Source organism: Mycobacterium sp. (genome assembly GCF_052143115.1).
Lineage (GTDB): Bacteria > Actinomycetota > Actinomycetes > Mycobacteriales > Mycobacteriaceae > Mycobacterium.
Map to the genome: position 1 here is coordinate 1 of NZ_JBKQTQ010000076.1, position 23561 is coordinate 23561.

The 23561-nt window shown below is 66.6% G+C and carries 19 protein-coding genes and 1 pseudogene; 10 read left to right on the forward strand and 10 right to left on the reverse strand.

All coding sequences use genetic code 11. The features are described 5' to 3' along the window. Window positions 1-112 precede the first annotated feature (112 nt). The 3 genes from ACLQI9_RS08885 to ACLQI9_RS08895 form a co-directional block, all read right to left on the reverse strand. On the reverse strand, window positions 113-679 hold the full coding sequence (locus ACLQI9_RS08885; protein ID WP_442391499.1) for a hypothetical protein: 567 nt from the start codon (window positions 677-679) through the stop codon (window positions 113-115). 74 nt (window positions 680-753) lie between these two features. Further along, the gene (locus tag ACLQI9_RS08890) at window positions 754-957 is read right to left on the reverse strand and encodes a hypothetical protein (RefSeq protein WP_442391501.1); all 204 of its coding nucleotides are present in this window, start codon (window positions 955-957) and stop codon (window positions 754-756) included. 214 nt (window positions 958-1171) lie between these two features. Continuing rightward, complete coding sequence (locus ACLQI9_RS08895; RefSeq protein WP_442391503.1) at window positions 1172-2305, reverse strand: adenylate/guanylate cyclase domain-containing protein; 1134 nt, start codon at window positions 2303-2305, stop codon at window positions 1172-1174. A 39-nt stretch (window positions 2306-2344) separates the two neighbouring features. Here ACLQI9_RS08895 and ACLQI9_RS08900 point away from each other — a divergent pair, with 39 nt between their 5' ends. Further along, a complete protein-coding gene (locus ACLQI9_RS08900; RefSeq protein ID WP_442391505.1) occupies window positions 2345-2839 on the forward strand; it encodes a DNA-deoxyinosine glycosylase in 495 nt (164 codons plus the stop codon). Here ACLQI9_RS08900 and ACLQI9_RS08905 read toward each other — a convergent pair. Further along, window positions 2834-4225 carry an amidase gene (locus ACLQI9_RS08905; RefSeq protein ID WP_442381186.1) on the reverse strand — a complete coding sequence of 464 codons (1392 nt, stop codon included), beginning with the start codon at window positions 4223-4225 and terminating at the stop codon, window positions 2834-2836. The two genes, ACLQI9_RS08900 and ACLQI9_RS08905, sit on opposite strands and share 6 nt — an antisense overlap. Window positions 4226-4840: 615 nt before the next feature. Between ACLQI9_RS08905 and ACLQI9_RS08910 the strand changes: the two genes are divergently transcribed. The 3 genes from ACLQI9_RS08910 to ACLQI9_RS08920 are packed head-to-tail and all read left to right on the forward strand — an operon-like array spanning window position 4841 to window position 6927. Next, window positions 4841-6019 carry a MalY/PatB family protein gene (locus ACLQI9_RS08910; protein WP_442381184.1) on the forward strand — a complete coding sequence of 393 codons (1179 nt, stop codon included), beginning with the start codon at window positions 4841-4843 and terminating at the stop codon, window positions 6017-6019. A gap of 22 nt (window positions 6020-6041) precedes the next feature. Then, the gene (locus ACLQI9_RS08915) at window positions 6042-6470 is read left to right on the forward strand and encodes an HIT family protein (protein ID WP_442391508.1); all 429 of its coding nucleotides are present in this window, start codon (window positions 6042-6044) and stop codon (window positions 6468-6470) included. Between the two features lie 10 nt (window positions 6471-6480). Then, complete coding sequence (locus ACLQI9_RS08920; protein WP_442379259.1) at window positions 6481-6927, forward strand: nitroreductase family deazaflavin-dependent oxidoreductase; 447 nt, start codon at window positions 6481-6483, stop codon at window positions 6925-6927. On the opposite strand, the gene ACLQI9_RS08925 is transcribed toward ACLQI9_RS08920, so the two are convergent. Both ACLQI9_RS08925 and ACLQI9_RS08930 read right to left on the reverse strand, forming a co-directional pair. After that, a complete protein-coding gene (locus ACLQI9_RS08925; protein ID WP_442379263.1) occupies window positions 6924-7961 on the reverse strand; it encodes an LLM class flavin-dependent oxidoreductase in 1038 nt (345 codons plus the stop codon). The two genes, ACLQI9_RS08920 and ACLQI9_RS08925, sit on opposite strands and share 4 nt — an antisense overlap. A 20-nt stretch (window positions 7962-7981) precedes the next feature. Further along, on the reverse strand, window positions 7982-8821 hold the full coding sequence (locus tag ACLQI9_RS08930; RefSeq protein ID WP_442379257.1) for a uracil-DNA glycosylase: 840 nt from the start codon (window positions 8819-8821) through the stop codon (window positions 7982-7984). 77 nt (window positions 8822-8898) lie between these two features. Here ACLQI9_RS08930 and ACLQI9_RS08935 point away from each other — a divergent pair, with 77 nt between their 5' ends. From ACLQI9_RS08935 to ACLQI9_RS08950, 4 genes and pseudogenes are all read left to right on the forward strand, one after another. Further along, the gene (locus ACLQI9_RS08935) at window positions 8899-10149 is read left to right on the forward strand and encodes an MFS transporter (RefSeq protein WP_442379255.1); all 1251 of its coding nucleotides are present in this window, start codon (window positions 8899-8901) and stop codon (window positions 10147-10149) included. A 25-nt stretch (window positions 10150-10174) separates the two neighbouring features. Further along, on the forward strand, window positions 10175-11542 hold the full coding sequence (locus tag ACLQI9_RS08940; protein ID WP_442391510.1) for an FAD-binding oxidoreductase: 1368 nt from the start codon (window positions 10175-10177) through the stop codon (window positions 11540-11542). Between the two features lie 107 nt (window positions 11543-11649). Further along, a complete protein-coding gene (locus tag ACLQI9_RS08945; protein ID WP_442391512.1) occupies window positions 11650-12885 on the forward strand; it encodes a cytochrome P450 in 1236 nt (411 codons plus the stop codon). Further along, a pseudogene (locus ACLQI9_RS08950) lies at window positions 12885-13460 on the forward strand (TetR/AcrR family transcriptional regulator); the annotation flags it as partial. The gene ACLQI9_RS08945 and the pseudogene ACLQI9_RS08950, both read left to right, overlap by 1 nt. A gap of 30 nt (window positions 13461-13490) precedes the next feature. On the opposite strand, the gene ACLQI9_RS08955 reads toward ACLQI9_RS08950, so the two are convergent. Then, complete coding sequence (locus tag ACLQI9_RS08955) at window positions 13491-14627, reverse strand: acyltransferase family protein (RefSeq protein WP_442391514.1); 1137 nt, start codon at window positions 14625-14627, stop codon at window positions 13491-13493. Next, complete coding sequence (locus ACLQI9_RS08960; RefSeq protein ID WP_442379247.1) at window positions 14624-16324, reverse strand: DEAD/DEAH box helicase; 1701 nt, start codon at window positions 16322-16324, stop codon at window positions 14624-14626. The genes ACLQI9_RS08955 and ACLQI9_RS08960 overlap by 4 nt, the downstream gene beginning before the upstream one ends. An 82-nt stretch (window positions 16325-16406) precedes the next feature. On the opposite strand from ACLQI9_RS08960, the gene ACLQI9_RS08965 reads away from it, so the two are divergent. Beyond that, window positions 16407-16991, forward strand: a complete 585-nt coding sequence (locus ACLQI9_RS08965; protein WP_442379246.1) for an LppP/LprE family lipoprotein — start codon at window positions 16407-16409, stop codon at window positions 16989-16991. A 163-nt stretch (window positions 16992-17154) separates the two neighbouring features. Next, window positions 17155-20598, forward strand: a complete 3444-nt coding sequence (locus tag ACLQI9_RS08970; RefSeq protein ID WP_442379244.1) for a TM0106 family RecB-like putative nuclease — start codon at window positions 17155-17157, stop codon at window positions 20596-20598. On the opposite strand, the gene ACLQI9_RS08975 is transcribed toward ACLQI9_RS08970, so the two are convergent. Then, complete coding sequence (locus tag ACLQI9_RS08975; RefSeq protein ID WP_442379242.1) at window positions 20595-22868, reverse strand: MFS transporter; 2274 nt, start codon at window positions 22866-22868, stop codon at window positions 20595-20597. The genes ACLQI9_RS08970 and ACLQI9_RS08975 overlap by 4 nt on opposite strands. Next, window positions 22865-23464 carry a PadR family transcriptional regulator gene (locus ACLQI9_RS08980; protein WP_442379240.1) on the reverse strand — a complete coding sequence of 200 codons (600 nt, stop codon included), beginning with the start codon at window positions 23462-23464 and terminating at the stop codon, window positions 22865-22867. The genes ACLQI9_RS08975 and ACLQI9_RS08980 overlap by 4 nt, the downstream gene beginning before the upstream one ends. Window positions 23465-23561: the final 97 nt, after the last annotated feature.

Below are 23561 nucleotides of genomic sequence, written 5' to 3' on the forward strand. Positions count from 1 at the left end.
TTGGCGGCCAGGAGGCCCGCACCGTCACCCGTCGGGGCAAGCCGATGACACCGGTGCTGACGTAGCTAGCCGCTGACCCGTCGAACAGGCCTGGAACCTGACCGATCCGTGATCAGAGGTCCGGCCCCTGCGCGCGTAGGTCGTCGACCTTTTCCATCGCTTCGCGCAGCTTGGCCAGCCACTCTTCGGTGTGCTCACTGACCAGCTTGACCGACCACGCGAGCGCGTCGGAACGGGACCGGGCCACGCCGGCGTCGACCAGCGTGTCAAGTACCTGACGCTCGGACTGCTTTAAGCGCGTCATCACGGGTACCGCGATGTGCGTGAACAGGGTCCGCTCGCCACCGACCTCAACGCCCCAGGAAACCTTGCGGCCGTAGCGGGCCTGAGCCTCATCAGCGATGTTCATTCGCTCCGGCCGGGTTTCTTCGCGGAATCGGGAGACGCGGCCCGACGTGCGGGCCTCGGTCTCTTCTTCGCCGGAGGTCTCGGGTTCGGGCAGCTTGCCGATGACCGTGATCTCCTCACGGTCGACGATCACCGTCGGATCACCGTCGAACCAGTCCTCGGGCAGGCGTCCGGCGAACCAATCTGGCGCATCGCTGGCATCGGGTTGCTGGGCTTGCTGCCAGCCCCCGGGGCGGCCATACCGCCGCCCATGTCCATGGTTGTATTTCATAATTACATGATTACACCGTTACACAGCGATGGAAACAGCGTTCACCGGCAGCGAACGCCAACCGGTTGCCCGCCTCAGCGCTTCCGCAGGATCGCGACGCCGCCGACCGTAAGCAGCGCTATCAGTAGAAGTGCGCCCCAGCCCGCGCCGGCGAGCCACCATACGACGGCCAGCAGCGCGATCGCAGGCGATGCTACGAACAGCACCATCCCGGGATGCTGGGTGATGACCTCCAGCGCGCTGCGGGCTCGTATCCGGTCGATACCTTTGCCCGACATATGACCAGAATGCCAGCCCAGCGAAGCGGCCGTGTCGTCATTGGTCGAGATTCCGCGCGGAGTGCTGAAAACCGTTGATATGACCCGTGCAGAGTTGTAGCTTTAGTAGCGAAGCAGGCCCGGAACGCGACGAATTCCAAAGAGCCGGTCAACGGAGTGAAAACCGGCCGCGCAGGATAGATGAGACGCCTCCCAGCGTCCTCCGGGCCTGCCCCTATGCGTTCTCGTCGATGCTGTCGCCGCGCCGGGCGCGGAAAAGCTTGACCTCACCCTTGATGCCCTTGAGGTGCCGCGTGCCCGCGAACGACCAGCTGAAGCCCGCGTCGTCGCCGAGCTCGTCCCGCGCCGATTCGGCGGCCAGCACCGTTCCCGGCCGCGCCACCGCCGTCACCCGACTGGCAAGGTTTACCGGGCTGCCGAACCAGTCGCCGGCCCGGCTCACCGCAGAGCCTGACGCGATGCCGGCCCGCAGCCGGGGGAAGTCGTTGTCGCTGTCGGTGATTTCGACAAGCTTCAGCACCGCGTCCAGCAGGGGCGCCGGATCCGTGCAGACGAACATCACCGCGTCGCCAATCGTCTTGACGAACCGCACCGGCGGGACCGCCGTGTCGCGGGCGAGGTCGGCCAGCCGGTTGGCGAGTTGCCCCAGCTCCTCGGGCGGCAGCTCCTCACCCAGCCGGGTGAAGCCGACCAGGTCGGCGAACGCGACCGTGATGTGTCGCGCTCCGGGCAGCGGGGCGCCCGCGGCCCGCTCGCCGGCGTTGACGGCTTCGGTCTCCATCATGTGCCGCAGCTGCATGAGCAGCATGTCTTCGATCATCGGCCCGAGTAGCGGCGCGATCTGGCTCGTTAACGCCTGGGACGCCTTGGCGAGCTCCAGTTCGCTCGCACCGGGCCGCAGGATGGTCGCCAGCGCGGTATATCGCATCACCTCGGCGGCATGCGAAAGTCCCTCAGCGAGAATGCGAACGACCTGGAGCATCCGCTCGGGATCTACGCCCAGATCGACGAATCGCTGCGCATGTGCGGCAGCCGCGCCGTCGGCGCGTAGGTGCACCGCTGCGTCGGGATCATCCACGCGCGCTAGCCCAATGGCGCGTTGCACCCGCTGCAGCAGATCCAGCTCGATACCGGCTGATTGGCTGATCTCCCGCGCCGAGACGCAGCTGCCGTCGTCGCCCATCAACCGGCGCGTGGCCAACAGTGTGGGAGCCACCGCACCCCGGATCTCGTCGGCCGTGATGCCCTGCTCAAACAGCCACTCGATCAGCTCGGCGCGCTCGGCGCGGGCATTGCCCTCGAGCCCGTCGAGCAGCTCCTCGATGTCCGGGTCGACCGTGTCGTCCACGTCGCCAACGTATAACGCGGCGGGGCATCATGTGAATCGATGGCCACACCGCTGCTGGAGGGGTTCCCGCCCGTCGTCGACGACGACGCCGGGCTGCTGATCCTGGGATCGTTCCCCAGCGTGCAGTCGCTGGCAGCCCGCCAGTACTACGGTAACCCGCGAAATGCGTTCTGGCCGATAACCAGTGCGCTATTCGGCTTCGACGCGCAAGCACCCTACGAAACCCGGCTGGCCGCAGTGCAATCCCGTGGCGTGGCGCTGTGGGATGTGCTGCACAAGTGTCGCCGCGCGGGCAGCTCAGACGCCAAAATTGACACGAAAAGCATGGTGGCCAACGACTTTGGTCAACTATTCGCTAATTACTGCGGCATCACGCGGGTCTACTTCAACGGCCACACTGCAGACAAGCTGTTCCACCGACTCGTCCACGTCGACGTGTCGATCAGCTATCAGCTCTTGCCGTCCACCAGCCCGGCGCGGGCGATGCCGCCGGGCCAGAAGCTGGACGCCTGGCGGGCGATCTCGCCGTCATGACACCGGCGGTCGCCGGTGCGACCATGGCCTGGCCGTCTCGATCTGTGCACTCAGCGCCAGCAGCGTCGCCTCGTCGCACGGGCGGCCGACCAACTGAACCGACACCGGAACGCCATCGCGGTCGAGCCCCCACGGCACCGCGGCGGCCGGCTGTCCGGTGAGATTCCAGATCTCGAAGAACGGCACTCGCCTGGACACCGCCAGCAAGCTCGAGATGGCGCCGCGGCGCTGGTAGGCGCCGATGCGCGACGGTCCGGTGGCGTTGCCGGGCGTGACGACAACGTCGACATCGTCGAAGATCGACTGGATGCGGGCGGCCAACGCCGACTCCCCCGCGCGCACCGCCGCCATCCGCCGCTCAGACAGCAGTGAGCCGATGCGGGCCATGTTGCGGGTCCGCTTCTCCAGCCGGTCCTGGTGCGGCAGCGTGCGCACGTCGTTGTAAATCCCCCGGAAATAGCGAGGCAGGTAATTAGCGTAGATCGCCGCGGGCGGATAGTCGGGATCACGGACCACAACGTCGTGGCCGAGCTCGCGCAACAGTGCACCCGCCTCATCGACCGCCGCTCGTTGCTGCTTGCCGACATTGACGACCAGTGGCGGTGGGACCTTGGTGCTCAGGGCGATTCGCAGCCGACCGGGGTCTCGACCCGCGGCGGCGACGAATCCGCCGTCCGGGCCGGGCATCGTCGTCGTCACATCCAGAAACAACGCCGCGTCTTTCACCGACCGTGCGAGCGGCCCGTTGACACTGAGCCCGCACCACGCGTCGTCGTGCGGGGCCAGCGACACCCGATCGCGTTGCGGCTTGATCCCGAACAGGCCGCACCATCCCGACGGGATCCGGATCGAGCCGCCGCCGTCGGAACCTAGTGCCAACGGGGCCAGCCCGGCGGCAACCGCGGCGCCGCTGCCGCCGCTGCTGCCGCCCGGGGCGAGCGCGGTATTCCATGGGTTGCGGGTCGCACCGAACGTCAGCGACTCGGTGTAGGGCAACATCATCATCTCCGGCACAGCGGTTTTGCCGATGATCACGGCGCCCGCGGCCCGCAGCCGGGCGACCACCTCGGCGTCGCGGCTTGCCGGCGTTGAGACCGCGCTGCTGCCGTACGTCGTCAACTCGCCGGCGATATCGACGTCGTCCTTGATCGCGATCGGGATGCCCAGCAGCGGCAGCCGCTCGCCAGCATCGAGGCGGCGCTGCGCGGCCTCGGCTTCCCGGCGCGCGCTGTCGGTGAAGACCACGCGATAGCTCCGCAGCTGAGGATCCAACCGTGCGATGCGGTCCAGGTACACCTCGAGCAACGCCGGTGCGGTGATCGCGCCGTCCACCAACATCCGCACCTGTTCGACTGCGCCCGCGAAAGCCAGATCTCCAGAGTCCACGTCCAGCCAGATTACTTGCTTGGCGGCGCTGGAGCTGGTGCCGGTTCCACGGGTGCGGGCGGAGCCGGCGCCACCGGTGGCGACTTTGGCGGCGGAGGACCCTCGTGCTTTGTCGACGGTGGCCCTGACGTCGCGACGGGGGGTTGCGAAGCATTAGGCACCCAGCCCGGGCAACCGGCGACCACCGACGGGCAGGCCGCAGGAGGAGGCGGGGTGATGACCAGCGGGTCGAACGGCCCACGGGCGCAAAAAGCGGTTCCGTGCCACGGTGCCATCGCGCATTTGACGTCGGCCGGGGCCAGCGGCGGACACACAGGATTGGCTGGGTTGTCCGTGCATTCATCTGTTGCGACTCGATCTCGGCCGATCGAACTGGCGCCCAAGATCGGTGCCGCATGATGCGAGGTAATCGAATCGATCGCGAATCCGGCCGCCATAGCCGCAGCCGTCGCAATCATGCCCATTGTCGCTGCCCAGTCCTTTGGCCAACTCATCATCATCACCACGCTCAGATCGACTCGCCAACGCGCTTTTCAGGCCACCGATTGACCCTCGCGCAAGAGCCTGTGAACAAGCCCGGTATCAACTCTGACCTTTGTAGGAGGATTGGAAACTATGGCCCGCACGGTGTTCGATCGATTGACCGAGGAGCAACTCCGCCAACGCAAGACGATCAAGTGGAACCTCTTCGGGCCGGACGTATTGCCGCTGTGGATCGCCGAGATGGACTTCCCCACCGCGCCAGCGGTACTCGACGGCATCCGCGCCTGCGTCGCCAACGAGGAGTTCGGCTATCCGCCAGTGGGCGAGGATGACTTGCCGAAAGCGACCGCCGACTGGTGCCGACGCCGCTACGGCTGGCGGGTTTCGCCCGAGTGGGTCCGCGCGGTGCCGGATGTGCTCAAAGGTCTGGAAGTCGTCATCAACTTCCTCACCAGACCCGAGAGTCCGGTCGTGCTGCCGGTTCCGGCATATATGCCGTTCTTCGACCTGCTGCAGATCACCGGGCGTCAGCGCGTGGAAATTCCTATGCTGCAACAGGATTCCGGTCGATACGTAATGGATCTGGAAGCGCTCGACGCCGCATTCGCCGGCGGGGCCGGATCGCTCATCCTGTGCAACCCGAACAATCCGCTGGGCACCGCATTTCGCGAGGACGAGCTGCGCACGATCGTCGAGATCGCCACCCGCCACGACGCGCGGGTCATCGCCGACGAGATCCACGGACCGCTGGTCTACGGACGGCCGCACGTCGCCGCGGCCTCGGTATCCGACACCGCCGCTGACACCGTCGTCACGCTGATGTCGGCCTCCAAGGGGTGGAACCTCCCCGGCCTGATCTGCGCGCAGGTAATTCTGTCCAACGAGCACGATGTCCGCGACTGGGCCCGGATCAACAAGCTGCACCACCAGATGGGTATCTCCACCGTCGGTATCCGTGCCAACATCGCCGCCTACAACCACGGCGCCGACTGGCTCGACGAGCTGCTCGTCTACCTGCAGGCAAGCCGCGACCACCTGGCCGCCACCCTGCCCGAACTGATTCCGGGGCTGAAGATCAATACTCCGGAGGCCACCTACATGTCGTGGGTCGATTTTCGTGCGCTGAACCTGCCGACCGAACCCGCCGAACACCTGCTGTCGAAGGCCAAGGTGGCGCTCAGTCCAGGCATCCCGTTCGGCGCCACGGTGTCCTCAGGTTTCGCGCGGCTGAACTTCGCCACCACCCGCGCAATCCTCGACCGTGCCATCCAGGCGATCGCGGCCGCGCTACCGGAGTACAACGCCGGCTGAACCGAACGGCTACCGTGGCGGCATGTCGTGTGTGTTCTGTGCGATCGTCGCCGGGGAGGCCCCGGCCATCCGCATCTACGAAGATGACGGCTACCTGGCCATCCTCGACATCCGCCCGTTCACCCGCGGCCACACCCTGGTGGTGCCCAAACGGCACACGGTAGATATCACCGACACCCCGCCGGAGACACTGGCCGACATGGTGACGATCGGACAGCGGATCGCCAAGGCCGCGCGGGCGACGGAGCTGGCCGACGCCACCAACATCGGGATCAACGACGGGTCCGCGGCCTTCCAAACGGTGTCCCACATTCACCTGCACGTGCTGCCGCGGCGCAATGGCGACATACTGTCGGTGGCCAAGGGAATGCTGCTGCGCCGCGACCCCGACCGCGAGGCCACCGGTCAGATCCTGCGGGAGGCGTTGGCGCGGATCGACGCCGACCGGTAATACTGGGCAAATGGCTCCTCCATCCTGGATTGAACAGAGTTTGCTGCCAACGGTGTTGCGCGTGCATGACGCCGTTTACCGAAAGACGAACGGCTGGATCGGGCATCGGACGCTGGGGATTCCCAGCCTGCTGCTGCACACAGTCGGCGCCAAGACCGGCATGGCCCGAACCACGTCGCTGACCTATGCCCGCGACGGCGGCGACTACTTGATCGTCGCCTCCAAAGGCGGCGATCCGAAGGCGCCCGGGTGGTATCACAACCTGCGCAAGAACCCGAGCGTCGAAATCAACGTCGGGCCAAAGCGTTTCGGCGTCACAGCCAAACCCGTGCTACCCGATGACCCGGACTACGCCCGGTTGTGGCAGATCGTCAACAAGAACAACAGCGACCGGTACACGGCTTACCAGAAAAAAACGTCGCGGCCGATTCCCGTCGTCGTGCTGAGCGCTCGCTAGAACAGCTCCTTGGCCAGCAGCTCCAGCGTCGTCTCGCGACCCGGGGCGGTGGCAGGATCGGTGCCGCGGTGTGCCGACGCGACAGGGTGAACCATCACCTCGTCGACATCGAACCGCCCAGCCAGCGCGCGTAGTTGGTCAGCGGCCTCGGCGGGTGTCCCGAGCACCGCGCGGCGCAGTCCGCTGCTGACGATGTGCTGCTGCTCGGGTGTCAGTTCGGCGCCGTCAGCGTCCTCGACGAGCTCCAGCGGCCCGAGCGGTTGCCCGGTCCGCAACCGGGCCATCATGTGCAGGTTGGGCAGCATCAGCGCCGTTGCCTCGTCACGGGTTTCGGCCACCGCGGCGTTGACGGTCAGGAATGTCACCGGCTCAGCCGCCAGCTCGCTGGGCACGAACTGCGACCGGTAGAGCGCGAGCGCCTCCTCGGTCCCCTGGCCCGAGAAATGGTGCGCGAACACGTAGGGCAGTCCCTTGGCGGCGGCCAGCCGGGCCGAATACAGCGACGAGCCGAGCAGCCACAGCCGCGGCTCGCTGGCGGCGGCCGGCGTGGCCTTGAGAATGTAGTCCCCGTCGCGCAATTGCACGGGCACCCCGCGAGCGCTCATCATCGCCCGCACGTGGTCCAGGTACTCCGGAAACTGGTCGATGTCACGGTCGTCTCGTCCGGCGGCGCCGCGCAGCATGAACGACGTCACCGGATCCGAGCCGGGCGCCCGGCCGATGCCGAGGTCGATGCGCCCAGGCGCGGCCGCTTCAAGCAAAGCGAACTGCTCGGCCACCGCCAGCGGCGCGTGGTTGGGCAGCATCACACCACCGGACCCCAGGCGTAGCGCGGTGGTTTGCGCGGCGAGGTATGCGATCACTACCGGCGGGCTGGTAGCGCCTACCGACGGCATGTTGTGGTGCTCGGCGACCCAGTAGCGGGTAAAGCCCAGCCGGTCGGCGGTCTGCGCCAGCCGCACGGTCGCCGCCAGCGCATCCGACGTGGTCTGGTCGGTGCGCACCGGGACGAGATCAAGTACAGAAAGCCGCATGACGACGTCAACGCCGGCGGTCACCCGGATAGTCCTGCGATCGCCGCGGCCCGGCCGAAGACATCGTCGAGCATCGCCGTGGTCAGCTTGCCGGTGAAGGTGTTCTGCTGACTGGGGTGATAGCAGCCCAGCAGCACCACCTCCCCGTGGGCGGCACACAGAGTCGCGGTGGCACCGTGGCCGAATTTCGGCTGCGGGCGAGGAACCTGACCACCACCGGAGCGGACCATGTCCAACGACGAGCGCCAGCCGAATCCGCCTAGCGCCACGATGACCCGGACGTCGCCGCCGGTCAGCCGCCACTCGGCGGTCAACCACGGCGCGCACGTTGCCCGCTCGGCGGGCGTCGGGGCGTTGTCGGGCGGCGCGCACCGCACCGCCGCCGCCACCCGGGTGCCGTTCAGCGTCAGGCCGTCGGCGGCGTCCACGCTGATCGGCGAATTGGCCAAGCCGGCCCGGTACATCGCCGCGTACAGCACATCGCCGGACCGATCGCCGGTGAAGACCCGACCGGTCCGGTTGCCGCCATGGGCGGCCGGTGCCAGCCCGACGATCATCAGCCGCGGGCGCTCGGCTCCCCAGCCCGGCACCGGCCGGCCCCAATACGGCTGGTCGGCAAACGAGCGCCGTTTGGTCAGGGCGACCTGCTCCCGCCACTCGACCAAGCGCGGGCAGGCTCGGCACACCGACACCTCGGCGTCGAGCTGTGCCGGCGATTCGACGGCGAGAGCCATGGCGGCCACCTGCGCCTGCACCGATGCCACCGCCGTGCGGGAGGTCGCCGGATCACCGGGCCAGCCGGTGCCGGGCGGCACCGGAGAATCGAAGACCGATCCGGTCCGCGGGTGGGCGAGGCTCACCGATCTACTGTGCACGAACGGTGAAATTCGCTCGCCCGCCGGGCACGGGCGCTGCTAGATTGCCTCCCCGAATTCCCATGGCCACTTCTTCCCCTGCGTCCCGGCCGACCCGCCGCCCGATCTATCTGATCCTGTTCGCGGCGTTGGCCGCTGCCGCCGGCAACGGTATCTCGCTGATCGCCTTTCCCTGGCTGGTGTTGCAGCACAACGGCAGCGCATTCGATGCCTCGATCGTCGCGGGCGCAGCCTCGCTGCCGTTGCTGCTCTCCACGCTGATCGCCGGTACGGCGGTGGATTACCTTGGCAGACGGCGTGTTTCGCTGATCTCCGATGCACTGTCGGCGACCACCGTGGCGGCGGTTCCAGTGTTGGCGATCGCTTTCGGCCATGGCAGCATTACCGTCGGCGTGCTCGCTGTGCTCGCCGCACTGGGCGCGCTGTTCGATCCGGCCGGCATCACCGCGCGGGAATCGATGCTGCCCGAGGCCGCGACGAATGCCGGGTGGACCCTGGACCGCACCAACGGCTTTTACGAGGCCATTTTCAACGTCGCCTACATCGTCGGCCCAGGGCTCGGTGGATTGCTGATATCCACCATCGGCGGCATCAACACCATGTGGGTCACCGCCAGCGCCTTCGGTGTATCCATGCTCGCGATCGGCGCGTTGCGGTTGCCCGGCGCCGGAGCTCCACCGAGCGCGGTACGCCCCGACGGGCCGTGGTCCGGGATGGTCGATGGGCTTCGGTTCGTGTGGAATCTCAAGGTGCTGCGCACGCTGGCACTGGTCGACTTGGCAATGACCGCCCTGTATCTGCCGATGGAAAGTGTGCTGTTCCCCAAGTACTTCACCGACCGGCATGAGCCCGCGCATCTGGGGTGGGTGCTGGTGGCGTTGAGCATCGGCGGATTAGCCGGCGCGCTGGCTTACCCGCTGCTGATCCGCCGCATGAGCAGGCGGTGGACGCTGCTGACGGCCACATTGACGCTGGGCGTGTGCACCGCACTGATATCGACGCTGCCGCCGTTGCCGGTGATCCTGCTGCTGTGCGGGCTCATCGGACTCGTCTACGGGCCGATCGCCCCGATCTACAACTACGTCATGCAGTCAAAGTCCCCGCCGCAGCTGCGCGGTCGGGTAGTCGGTGTGATGACGTCGCTGGCATATGCCGCCGGCCCACTGGGCTTCATGGTTGCCGGGCCGCTGACCGATGCCACCGGGCTTCGGATGACGTTTCTGGTGTTCGCCATTCCGATGATCGCCATCGGCCTGGTGTCGCTTCGACTTTCCTCGCTTCGAGAGCTGGACGAGTCGTCTGCCATCGACTAGGCGCCGCGTCCGTAGGATCGCTGTCATGGGCGCCGATGTGCTGGCCGGCCTGATCGCCGGGCTGCCGGAGGGGATGGTCGTCAGCGACCCCGCGGTGACCGAGTCCTACCGGCAAGACCGCGCGTTCGCCCCGTCGGCGGGAAAGCCGATAGCGGTGGTGCGCCCGCGACGCACCGAAGAGGTGCAGACCATCATGCGGTGGGCCAGCGCATACCATGTCCCGGTGGTGACCCGCGGCATGGGGACCGGCCTGTCCGGAGGCGCCACCGCGGTGGACGGCGGGATCGTCTTGTCCACCGAAAAAATGCGCGACATCGTCGTCGACCCGGTCACCCGCACCGCGGTGTGCCAACCCGGGCTGCTCAACGCCGAGGTGAAAAAGACGGTCGCCGAGTATGGGCTGTGGTATCCGCCCGACCCGTCGTCGTATGAGATCTGCAGCATCGGCGGCAACATCGCGACCAACGCCGGCGGGCTGTGCTGTGTCAAATACGGCGTCACTACCGACTACGTGCTGGGCGTGCAGGTGGTGCTCGCCGACGGCACCGCGGTCCGGCTGGGCGGCCCACGGCTCAAAGACGTCGCCGGACTGAGCCTGACCAAGCTCTTTGTCGGCAGCGAAGGCGCACTGGGCGTGATCACCGAGGTCACGCTGCGACTGGTGCCGCCGCAACAGCCGTTGAGCACGGTGGTCGCCAATTTCGCGTCGGTGGAAGCCGCCGCCGAGGCGGTGCTCGCGGTGACCGCACGGCTGCGCCCGGCGATGTTGGAGTTCATGGACTCGGTCGCGATCAACGCGGTGGAAGACAAGCTGCGGATGGGGTTGGACCGCGGCGCCGCCGCACTGCTGCTGGGCGCATCCGACGAACGCGGCAACGGCGGGACCGAAGACGCCGAATTCATGGCCGGGGTGTTCACCGAATACGGTGCGACCGAAGTGTTTTCGACCGACGATCCGGAGGAGGGCGAGGCGTTCGTCGCCGCCCGCCGGTTCGCGATTCCGGCGGTGGAAGCCAAGGGTCCGCTGCTGCTCGAAGACGTCGGCGTGCCGCTGCCCGCTCTGGCCGACCTGGTCGGTGGGATCGCTCGTATCGCCGCCGAGCACGAGCTGATGATCTCGGTGATCGCCCACGCCGGCGACGGCAACACCCACCCGCTGATCGTCTACGACCCCGCCGACCCGGCGATGAAGGAGCGCGCCGGGCTGGCATACGGGGAGATCATGGACCTCGCCTTGCACCTCGATGGCACGATCACCGGCGAACATGGTGTCGGGCGGTTGAAACGTCCCTGGCTGGCCGGCTATCTCGGGCCCGACGCGATGGCGCTGAATCGCCGCATCAAAGACGCATTGGACCCGCTGGGCATCCTGAACCCCGGCGCTGGCGTCTGACCTGGGCGACGAGCGTAACGCTGCTGCGAGATCCGACACTGAGCAGCGTCACGACCGAGGCGAGTGACGTACTTGACATACTTAGCCAGGTGTCGTACGAATAAGACATGACAGCAACTCTGTCTCACGAGCCTCGCTTCGAGTTGGCGACCGCCGAAACCTGGCCCAACCCGTGGCCGATGTACCGCGCGCTACGCGACCACGACCCGGTGCACCACGTGGTGCCGGAAGCCAGACCCGACCACGACTACTACGTACTGTCCCGGCACGCCGATATCTGGGCGGCGGCCCGCGACCATGAGACGTTCTCGTCGGCGCAGGGGCTCACCGTCAACTATGGCGAGCTGGAACTCATTGGTCTACAAGACAATCCGCCCTTTGTGATGCAGGATCCGCCGGTGCACACCGAGTTCCGCAAGCTGGTCTCGCGTGGTTTCACACCGCGACAGGTGGAGGCGGTGGAACCCAAGGTGCGCGAGTTCGTCGTCGAGCGCATCGAGCGGCTGCGTGCCAACGGCGGCGGCGACATCGTCGCCGAGCTGTTCAATCCGTTGCCGTCGATGGTCGTCGCGCATTACCTCGGCGTCCCGGAAGAAGACCGCGTCCAGTTCGACGGGTGGACTGACGCGATCGTGGCGGCCAACACCGGCGCCGGCGGCATCGGCGGCGCGCTGGAAACGGTGGGCGACGCGGTCGGCTCGATGATGGCCTACTTCACCGAGCTGATCGAACGGCGCCGTCACGAACCCGAGGACGACACCATCTCGCACCTGGTCGCGGCCGGAGTCGGCGCCGACGGCGACATCGCCGGCACGCTGTCGGTGCTGGCGTTCACCTTCACGATGGTCACCGGCGGAAACGACACCACCACCGGCATGCTGGGCGGCTCGGTGCAACTGCCGCACCAGCGTCTCGACCAGCGGCGGGTGCTCGCCGAGAATCCGGACCTGATCGCGGGGTCTGTCGACGAGCTGCTGCGGCTGACGTCGCCGGTACAGGGTCTGACGCGCACCGCGACCCGCGACGTCACCATCGGCGACACCACCGTCCCGGCCGGCCGCCGGGTATTGCTGCTCTACGGGTCGGCAAACCGCGACGAGCGCCAGTACGGACCCGACGCCGCGGACCTCGACGTGCGGCGGTGCCCGCGCAACATCCTGACGTTCAGCCACGGCGCCCACCACTGCCTGGGCGCGGCCGCCGCCCGCATGCAGTCGCGGGTAGCGTTGACCGAATTGCTTTCCCGCTGTCCAGATTTCGATGTCGACGAGGCCGGCATCGTGTGGGCCGGAGGAAGCTATGTGCGGCGTCCGCTGTCGGTCCCGTTCCGGGTCACGTCCTGATGGCGGCCAATGACTGGCTCTCGGAGCGCCGCACCGAGGTAGCCGCCGATCGGATTCTCGACGCCGCCGAGGAGCTGTTCACCCGCCACGATCCCGGCTCGGTGGGGATGAACGAGATCGCCAAGGCCGCAGGCTGTTCCCGCGCGACCCTGTACCGCTACTTCGAAAACCGCGAAGTGTTGCGAAACGCGTACGTCCACCGCGAGACCTATCGGCTCTACGACGCGATCGAAGAGCAAATCAGCGCCATTGCCGACCCTCGTCAACGACTCAGAGCAGGCATCGCGACCACCCTTCGCCTGGTCCGCGAAAGCCCCGCGCTGGCGTCGTGGTTTGCCACCACGCAGCCGCCGATCGGCGGTGAATTGGCTGAACAATCCGACGTGATCACGGCGCTGGCAGCGGCTTTCGTCAACTCGCTCGGCGCCGACGACCCGGCGATCGTCGAAAGCCGGGGTCGCTGGCTGGTCCGGGTCATCACGTCGCTGCTGATCTTCCCGGGCCGCGACGTGGCCGACGAGCAGGCGATGGTCGAGGAATTCGTCGTCCCGATCGTGGTGCCGGTCGAGCAGAAGCCGGTCAGGCCAACGGATGACGGTAAACGCTTAGCTGCGCACTCGGGTGAAGCGATGCAGCAGCCAGGCCATCGGAATGGTGATCGCCGTCGTCGCCGCAAACAACCCAAGCATCGAACCGGTGTAGACGTGATCCCGCATCACGTAGTCCATCGCGATTTCCATTGTCAACAGGTGGATTAAGAATATCTCGTAGGAAATCTCCCCAAGCCACACCATCGGTCGGCTCGCGAGAAAACGGCAGTACCAGCCCTGGTTGCCCAGCGCCAGCGGCGCCACCGCCAGCGCGGCGATCGCCGCGTAGAACACCGCTTTGTACAGCGCTTGCGAGAGGCCAAGCGGCGATGTCGTCGGATCCCCCGCGATCGGCGTAGAAGCGATGAAGTAGCAGATTACAGCGAGCGGCAGCGCGACGAAGGCGTAACAGCGCACCCCCATTTTCTGCAACACCGTCAGACTCATGCCGGCGAGGAACCAGATCAGGTAGGTGGGCAGCCACAGCCGAGCACCGTTGGGCACCGAGGTGATGAGGTGCACCAGGATCAGCCATGCCGGAGTGATCAGCGCCAGCGCGCCAAGGCCTAACAACACCAATCTCGGCCGCCATTGTCGCCGGCAGAGGACCACCAACAGCAGGTAGGCCAGCAGCGGGAGCACCACGTAGAAGGCGGCTTCCACCGCCAGGCTCCACATCTGGGTCAGACCCTGATGCAAATACCCCCTCAGGTAGTTGAAGGTGTAGATCTGCGTCAACGTCAGATTGCGCAACAACCCGATCCACGTGTGGCCGAAATTGGGCCCGGCCGTTCGGAAGTGGTAGATGACGTACGCGATCAGCACGGTGACGATGTAGGCCGGCATGATGCGTCGGACCCGGTGCCAGGCGTAGCGGCGGACCGACGGCTCCGGGCCGCCCGTCGCGGCCGATTTCACCCACGGCCGGAACAACAGGAAACCGGACAAGACAAAGAAAATCGGGACGCCGACCTCCATCCGCGAACACAGCAGGCCGAAATAGCCCTCGATGTACTTGCCGGTGGTGTACGCCGCGTGAGTGGCGACAACGAGAAGGGCGGCGACGGCGCGGATACCGGTCAGCGATGCGACCCGGTCCGGCCCGGAGACCTGTTCGAGTCCGCCCTGGGCCGTGGTGTGGGCTTTGGTCATCCCGTACGTTCCCGCCGCTTTGCGCCGCCATCACGATGCCGGGTTTTGTCTCGACCTCGATCCAGCTGCAAGTCAATCAGCACGCCGGAAATACGAGTCTTTTCAAGAGCTTTGAGCGTTTCGCGAGATAGTTTGGCGGGTAACTCCACCAGTGAGAAGTCGGGCCCAATTGTGATGTGGCCGAAATCGCTACGGTGCAAGCCCCCTTCGTTCGCAATGGCGCCCACAATCGCGCCCGGGCCGATCTTGTGTCGCTTCCCGACAGCGATGCGGTAAGTGGCGAACCCCTTCTTGGGACCGTCGCCCGCTGTGCGGGTGGTCTTGGCTGGCCGGTCAGGACGCTGTTTGGGACGGCGATCGGGCGGCGGTTCCGGTGACATCAGGAAGGCTTCGCCGTCGCGCGATTGCAGCGCCAGCGCCGCCGCGATGTCGGCCATCGGGACGTCATGCTCGCGCTCGTAGTCTTCGACCAGGCGGCGGAACAGCTCGATGCCGGGTGAGCCGAGAGTGTCGGTGATGGAATCGGCGAATTTCGCCACCCGCTGCGCGTTGACGTCTTCGACGGTGGGCAGCTCGGCCTCCGTGAGCTTTTGCCGCGTTGCTTTCTCTATCGACTTGAGCAGGTGGCGCTCTCGGGGCGAGACGAACAGCAGCGCGGCGCCCGACCGTCCGGCTCTGCCGGTGCGCCCGATGCGGTGCACATACGACTCGGTGTCGTGCGGGATGTCGTAGTTGAGCACATGCGATATCCGCTCGACGTCCAACCCACGGGCGGCGACATCGGTGGCAACCAGGATGTCGATTCCGCCCTCGCGGAGCGCGGCGATGGTCCGCTCGCGCTGGCTCTGCGGGATATCGCCGTTGATGGCTGCCGCGGAAAATCCCCGGGCGCGAAGCCTTTCGGCTACTTCTTCGGTGGCTTGCTTGGTGCGGACGAAGACGATCATCGCCTCGAAAGGCTCGACCTCCAGCACTCGGGTGAGCGCGTCCATCTTGCGTGGACCGGCGACCTGAATGTAGCGCTGCGAAATGTTCTCGGCGGTAGCGGTTTTCGCCTCGACGCTGACTTCGGTCGGGTCGTGTAGATACTTGACCGTGAGTTTGCGGATCGCCGGCGGCATGGTCGCGGAGAACAACGCGACTTGTTTGTATTCGGGCGTCTCGGACAGAATCCGTTCGACGTCCTCGGCGAAGCCCATGTTGAGCATCTCGTCGGCCTCGTCGAGCACCAGGTAATCCACCCGGGACAGATCCAATGTTCCGCGTTCGAGGTGGTCGATGACTCGGCCGGGAGTTCCGACCACCACCTGCGCCCCACGTTTCAGCCCAGCCAGCTGCACCGCGTACGAGGACCCGCCGTAGATCGGCAGCACGTTGATCTGGGGCAGGTGGGCGCCGTACCGGCTGAACGCCTCCGCCACTTGCAGCGCCAGCTCGCGGGTCGGCGCCAGCACCAGCGCTTGCGTCGCCTTGCTGCTGGTGTCGATCTTGGACAGGATCGGCATCGCGAAAGCCGCTGTCTTGCCCGTCCCGGTCTGGGCCAGCCCCACCACGTCGGACCCGGCCATCAACGCCGGAATCGTCGCCGCCTGAATCGCTGACGGCGACTCGTAACCGACGTCGACGACGGCCTGCAAGACCGAGGGGTGGATTTGCAGGTCGGCAAAGGTCACGGTGGCGCTGTCCGGTGAAGCCATTTGAAGAGGAAGTTTAGTGGTGCGCCGCCGCCCGGCCACGCCTGCCACGTCGACAGGATCGGTCGAGGTACGGTGCGAGCTTGTGTGGAGACGACACTGCGGTGTCCGGCGGCTGACTGGGCTGGCCGCTGCCGCACTGATCGGCGTCACCGTGAGCGGCTGCGGATCGGGCGACTCGACCGTCGCCAAGACGCCGCAGGCCACGACGGCCGGAGCGACCGCCGCGCCGCAAGCACCGGGCCCGCCGGCCCCGAGCGCGGCCCCAACCAGCAGCTCCGCGGCGCCCGACCCCTGCGCGGTCAACCTCGCCGCGCCCGCGATCGCCAGAGGAGTGTCGGAGCTTCCCCGCGACCCCCGCAGCCAGCAGCCGTGGAACCCTGAGCCGTTGGCCGGCAACTACAACGAATGCGCGCAGCTGTCGGCGGTGATCGTCAAGGCCAACACCAACGCCGAGAGCCCGAACACCAGGGCGGTGATGTTTCACCTCGGCAAGTTGATACCGCCGCAAGCAGTGCCCGACACCTACGGATTCAACGGGATCGACACCTCGCAGTGCACCGGCGACACAATAGCGTTGACATACTCCGGGGGTATCGGCTTGCCGAGTGTGGTGAAGTTCCGTTGGAACGGCAACGGGGTGGAGCTCATCGCCAACGCAGGACGCTGACGAGCCGCCATCGTCGCCCTCCGTCTCAATGGTCGGCCTCTCCCCCGCAAGCGGGTGGGGGTCCCCCCAGCCGCGCAGCGGCGAGGGGGCGTACCCCCTCCTCGGGCCGTTCCCGCCCGCATCGTCACCCTCCGTGTCGGTGGGTCGGCCTACAGTTGCTGCTGTGTTCATGGCAGGCGACAGCGTCATCTACAGCGCGTCCGATCTGGCGGCCGCCGCTCGCTGTGAGTACGGCCTGCTGCGGGATTTTGACGCGAAGCTTGGCCGCGGTCCCGGCATCGTCGTCGAGGACGAATTACTGGCGCGCACCGCCGCTCTCGGTGACGAGCACGAGCGGCGGCGCCTCGAGCAGCTGCGCGACGAATTCGCCGACGGGGTGGTGGTGATCGGCCGACCGGCATACACCGTCGCCGGTTTCGCCGCGGCCGCCGCGGCAACCCAGCGGGCCATCGCCAACAACGCGCCGGTGGTGTACCAGGCCACGATGTTCGACGGCCGCTTCGTCGGGTTCGCCGACTTCCTGGTGCGGGATGGCCGGCAGTACCGGGTTTCCGACACCAAGCTGGCCCGCTCGGAGAAGGTCACCGCACTGCTGCAGATCGCGGCCTATGCCGATACCCTGAGCCGCTCCGGTATTCCGGTATCCCCGGAAGCCGAGTTGGTGCTCGGCAACGGTAACGCGGTGCGCTACCGCCTCGAAGAGCTGATCCCGGTGTACTTCGAGCAGCGGGCGAGATTGCAGCGGCTGCTCGATGACCACTACGCCGACGGCACACCGGTGCGCTGGGACGACGAGCGGATACACGCATGTTTCCGATGCCCGGCCTGCGAGGAGCAGGTGCGCGCAACCGACGATTTGCTGCTGGTCGCGGGCATGCGGGTAAGTCAGCGCGCCAAGCTGGTCGACGCGGGAATCAGCACGCTCGCCGAACTGGCCGACCATGCCGGACCGGTTGCCGATCTATCGGCCCGCACGCTGGACAAGCTGGTAGCGCAGGCCAGACTGCAAGTCCGCCAACGCGATACCCGCACGCCGCAGTTCGAGGTGGCCGACCCGCAGCCGTTGGCACTGCTGCCCAATCCCGACGACGGGGATCTGTTCTTTGACTTCGAGGGTGATCCGCTGTGGACGGCCGACGGCACCGACTGGGGATTGGAATATCTGTTCGGCGTGTTGGGGGGCGGCCGGTCGGGGGCTTTCCATCCGCTGTGGGCACACGACCGCCGCGACGAGCGCAAGGCATTGATCGAATTCCTCGCGCTGGTGGCCAAGCGACGCAGGCGCTACCCGAAAATGCACATCTACCACTACGCCTCGTACGAGAAGACAGCGCTGCTGCGCCTCGCCGGACGCCACGGCGTCGGGGAAGACGATGTGGACGAACTGCTCCGCAGCGGGACCCTGGTCGACCTGTATCCGATCGTGCGCAAGAGTATTCGCGTCGGCAGCGAATCTCTTGGCCTCAAGGCGCTGGAGCCGCTGTACATGGGGTCGCAGCTGCGCTCCGGCGATGTCACCACGGCCGCCGACTCGATCACCCAGTACGCGCGATACTGCCAGCTCCGCAGCAACGGCCAGTCCGACGAGGCCGCAACAGTGCTGAAGGAGATCGAGGACTACAACCTCTACGATTGCCGATCCACCCGTGCACTGCGTGACTGGCTGCTGATGCGAGCATTCGAATTCGATATCACACTGATTGGGGCCCAACCTGTTTCGGATGGCGAAAGCATCGAGCACCATGACCCACTGGCGGCTGCCCTGGAAAGGTTCACCGGAGACGCAGACGTCGGCGCGCGCACTCCCGAGCAGACGGCGGTTGCCCTGGTGTCCGCGGCACGCGGCTATCACCGCCGCGAGGACAAGCCGTTCTGGTGGGCGCATTTCGACCGGCTGAACTACCCGTCTGATGAATGGGCCGATGACACAGACGTCTTCATGATCAGCGACGCGACAATCGCCGTCGATTGGGACAGGCCTCCGCGTGCGCGCAAACTGCAGCGGCGTTTACAACTGACCGGCGAATTGGCCCGCGGCGCGCTCAACCGCGACGTATTCGCGCTGTACGAGCCACCGGCCCCGTCCGGCCTGACCGACAACCCTGATCGACGCGCGGCCGGCCACGCCTCGGTCATAGAGGCCGATGACTGGGCGGTGCCGACCGAGCTGGTCGTCGTTGAGCGAACCCCTAAAGACGGCAATACTTTTGATCAATTACCGTTCGCCCTCACCCCTGGTCCGCCGATTTCGACCACGTCACTTCGGGACTCAATCGAATCGACGGCCGCCACCGTCGCCGCCCGACTGCCGCAACTCCCCCGCACCGCGCTGCTCGACATTCTGTTGCGCTGCCCGCCTCGAACCCGCCGCGGCACGGCCCTGCCCACGAGCGGCGATATCGTCGACGACATCACGGCCGCTCTGCTCGACCTGGACTCGTCGTACGTTGCGGTGCACGGACCGCCTGGAACCGGCAAGACGTACACCGCCGCGCGGGTCATCACGCGGTTGGTGGCCGAGCACGGCTGGCGCATCGGTGTCGTCGCACAATCGCATGCCGTGGTGGAGAATCTGCTCGACTGTGCGATCGATGCCGGCATCGATCCGCTGTGCGCGGCCAAGAAGCGATACGACCGCGAAGATGTCCGCTGGCAACAGATCGGCGAGCAAGAGTACGCGGGATTCATCACCGGCACCGCCGGATGCGTGATCGGCGGTACCGCATGGGATTTCGCCAACTCGGCCCGCGTTCCGCCAGGCAGTCTTGATCTGCTGGTGATCGACGAGGCCGGCCAATTCTGTTTGGCCAACACCATCGCCGTGGCATCGGCTGCGGCGAACCTGCTGTTGCTGGGTGACCCGCAACAGCTGCCTCAGGTCAGCCAAGGCACACATCCGGAGCCGGTTGACGGATCCGCGCTGGGCTGGCTGGTCGAAGATCACCGCACGTTGCCTGCCGAGCGTGGCTACTTCCTGGACCGCACGCACCGCATGCATCCGGCGGTTTGCACGCTTGTGTCGGCGCTGGCCTACGAAGGCCGATTGCGGTCGCACGCCGAGCTCACCGCCGCGCGTCACCTCGACGGATATCCCCCCGGAGTGCACGTCATTCGTGTCCGCCACGAGGGCAACTCAACCGAGAGCGCTGAGGAATCCGAGGCCATCGTGGCACAGATCATGCTGCTGGTCGGCTCGGCATGGACCGATGAGCGCGGCACCCGGTCTTTGGGGCCGGCCGACGTGCTTGTGTTGGCGCCCTATAACGCGCAGGTGGGGCTGCTGCGGCAGCGGCTGGCGGCCGCCCAGCTCGGCGATGTCCGAGTCGGCACCGTCGACAAGTTCCAGGGCGCGCAAGCGCCGGTGGTGTTCATTTCGATGACGGCCTCCTCTGTCGAGGACATTCCACGGGGAATTCCGTTCCTACTCAATCGAAACCGGTTGAACGTGGCGATCAGCCGCGCACAGTATGCTGCGGTGATCGTGCGTGCCGAGGCGCTGACCGACTACCTGCCCACTGCACCCGCAGGTTTGGTGGAGCTGGGTGCATTCTTGGCCTTGACGGCCGCTGACACTGCGGTTGGCGTCGCTGCGCCAACCGGCTATTAATCCCGGAACGAATGTCGTCCGTAGTCCGCTGTGTCGTCTGGATCCGAGCGGTAGTGCCTGTTGTGTGGCACATCCCTTTCGCTTGAGCCGTCGCGCCGCTCATGCCGCGACGGCAGACGATAACCGCTGCGGTGCTCCCCCCGCGGAGCGGCGGGGCCGGAATGCGGTTCGCGGTAACCAGTTTCGCCATAGCTGTCGGTGTCGCCGAAGGACTTCCTGTCACGTTCGCCGGGCATGCCCGACTTGTGCTGCCGTGCCCAGAATTCCTCGATCGGCCTGAAATGCTGCTCGTCGTCGACATGGAAACCATTGTGGGCGAATCCGATTGGCTCAGTTTCCGATGCCGGCGCGGGATCATCGAGAAGACTGCGCCACGATTCGACCGGCGCGCTATGCCAACTCTCGGCCGGTGCTGGTCGTGGATGCTCGGTGTGTAGGGGCAACAGTTCGGTCTTGTCGTCATCGGCATGCGGCCGAGTCGGCCCGACGGCGCGCGGCCGCTCGGGTGAGACAGTGCGCGCGGGCGACAACGTGTATTCGACGTAGTCGTCGTCATCGTCGAAGCCTTCCCGAAAGCCGTCGTCATGACCGACCAGATAACCAGCCCGCTGGTCATCTGAAATGTCTTGTGAAACGCTGGGCCGCACCCGAATCCGCCGAGTCCGCGACCCGCCACCATCCTGGTGACCGGCCCCGCCATCGCGTGCACCGGCGCGCGGCCGCTGGTCTTCGGCAGGTGCCGAGCGGACGAAACCGATCATGAACAGCGCCGCCGCTATCCCGAACAGCGCGATGAACGCCGGCAGCAGCATCGACTGGGACATCGCCGCGGAGAATGGCTCGCGCAGGAACTCTGGCAGCTGCAACGCGACGCCCTTGCCGCCGTGCGGGCCGAGCGCCTCGCCGTCGAACATCGGCGGCATTTGGGACCTGATCCTCGACGTCATGAACGAAGCCATGCCGGCGCTGCCCAACACGGCACCGACCTGACGGGTCGCGTTGTAGACGCCGGAACCGGCCCCGGCCAGGCGCGGCGGCAGGTTGCGGATCCCGGTGGCGGCCAGCGGCGCCCAGATGAACGCACTGCCCACACCCAGCGCAATAAATGGCAAGACCAACTGCCAGATCGGTGCGGACGGCGTCATCGCGATTGAGAGCCACGTGAGTCCGATCGCCAATGCCGAAAACCCGAAACCGACCACCGATCGGGGGTGGGCTCGGTCGACGATCCTGCCGACGATCGGAGCGAGCAGACCACCGGTGATCGCCATCGGCGCGGTCAGCAGGGCCGACCGGGTCGGCGACAATCCGCACACCGCCTGCGCGTAGAACATCAGCGGCAGCACCATCGCGGTCGCCGCAAACCCGATGACCACGCCGGCCAGGTTGGACAGGCTGAAGTCGCGGTCACCGAAGATGTCCAGCGGGATCAGCGGCTCGTCGGTGCTGACCGACTGCCAGTAGACGAACGCGGTCATGAACCCGACGCCGGCCACGAGCACCGCCCAGATCCACGGCGCCCAGCCGCCGGGCTGGCCCTCCTGCAGGGCGAAGACGATGAGGAACATCGCCACTCCGGACAGCCCCACGCCAACCAGGTCGAATCGGTGTTTGTGCGTGGGCAGGACCGGGATCAGCCAGACGGCCAGCCCCAGACCAATGATGCCGATCGGGACGTTGACGAAGAAGATCCATGCCCAGCCCAGCGCGTCCACCAGCACACCGCCGGCCAACGGTCCGACCAGCGTGGCGACGCCGGCGGTTGCACCCCACACGCTCATCGCCATCCCACGACGTTCCGGCGGGAAAATGCGGGTGATCACCGACAGCGTCTGGGGGGTCAGCACGCCCGCGCCGATGCCCTGCACCACCCTGGCGGCGATCAGCATCCCGATGGTCCCTGACAGGCCGCACCACAGTGAGGCGGCGGTGAATACCGCGAGGCCGAGCAGGTAGAGGTTTTTCGGACCGAACCGGTCACCGAGTCGACCGGCGACCAGCAACGGAACCGCGTAAGCAAGCAGGTAGGCACTGGTCACCCAGATCACCGTGTCGTAACCGGTGCCGAGCTTGGCCATGATGCTCGGGTTGGCGACCGCGACGATGGTCGAGTCGAGCAGGATCATGAAGAAGCCGACCATCATCGCCCAGAGCGCGCCCCAGGGACTTGCAGCGTTCGTTCGCTTGGTCGCCGCCGCGCCGCCAGGGCCTCGGGCGCCGCCGTCCGTTCGTCCGCGAGCTGGTCGCCCGCGAGCAGTCGCCGTGGTCATATCCCTACCTCGTCTTGGCTCCGCATCCCGCGGTCGGACGCGGCCCGCCGCCACTCCAGCTGGCCGGACCGCAGCGAGCTGGCGAACTCACGCAGCCACGAGAGCTCGGTCTGCATCGTTGCCAGCAAGTAGTCCAATGCCACCAGATACCCACCCGGAGTGACACCGGCGTCGCGAAGCGCCATGATTTCGGCCGCCCGAGCCTCCAGCGCCCCGACGCGGTCATCGACCGCGTTCGCCGCGGCATCGCTACCCAGGGTATCGACCTCGGCAAGTGCGACGACGAACTGCGGGAACTCATGAACCGGTGTTGCGATCAGTTGGCACACCCGCTCAGCAAGCGCCTCGGCGCCTGCGTCGGTGATCTCGTAGATGGCACGCTCGGGCCGCGTCCCATCCCTGGCCATCGCCGCCCGCCGGATCAGTTTCTCCTCGGTCAACCGGTCGACGACGTGATACAGCGACCCCGGCCGGACCTTCACGATCCGGTCCGCGTGACGTTCGACGAGGGTCTGGAACATCTCGTAGCCGTGCATCGGGCGCTCCCGTAGCAGCGCCAACACCGAGATACCCAACGACGTCAGTTGGTAGGCCATCGACCATCCCCCAGCTTGGCGGGCTGCACCAGCTCTTCGTCGGGCTCGGCACTTCCACGCATCGTCAGCGAGCTCATCCACATTGCCCGGCTCCTCC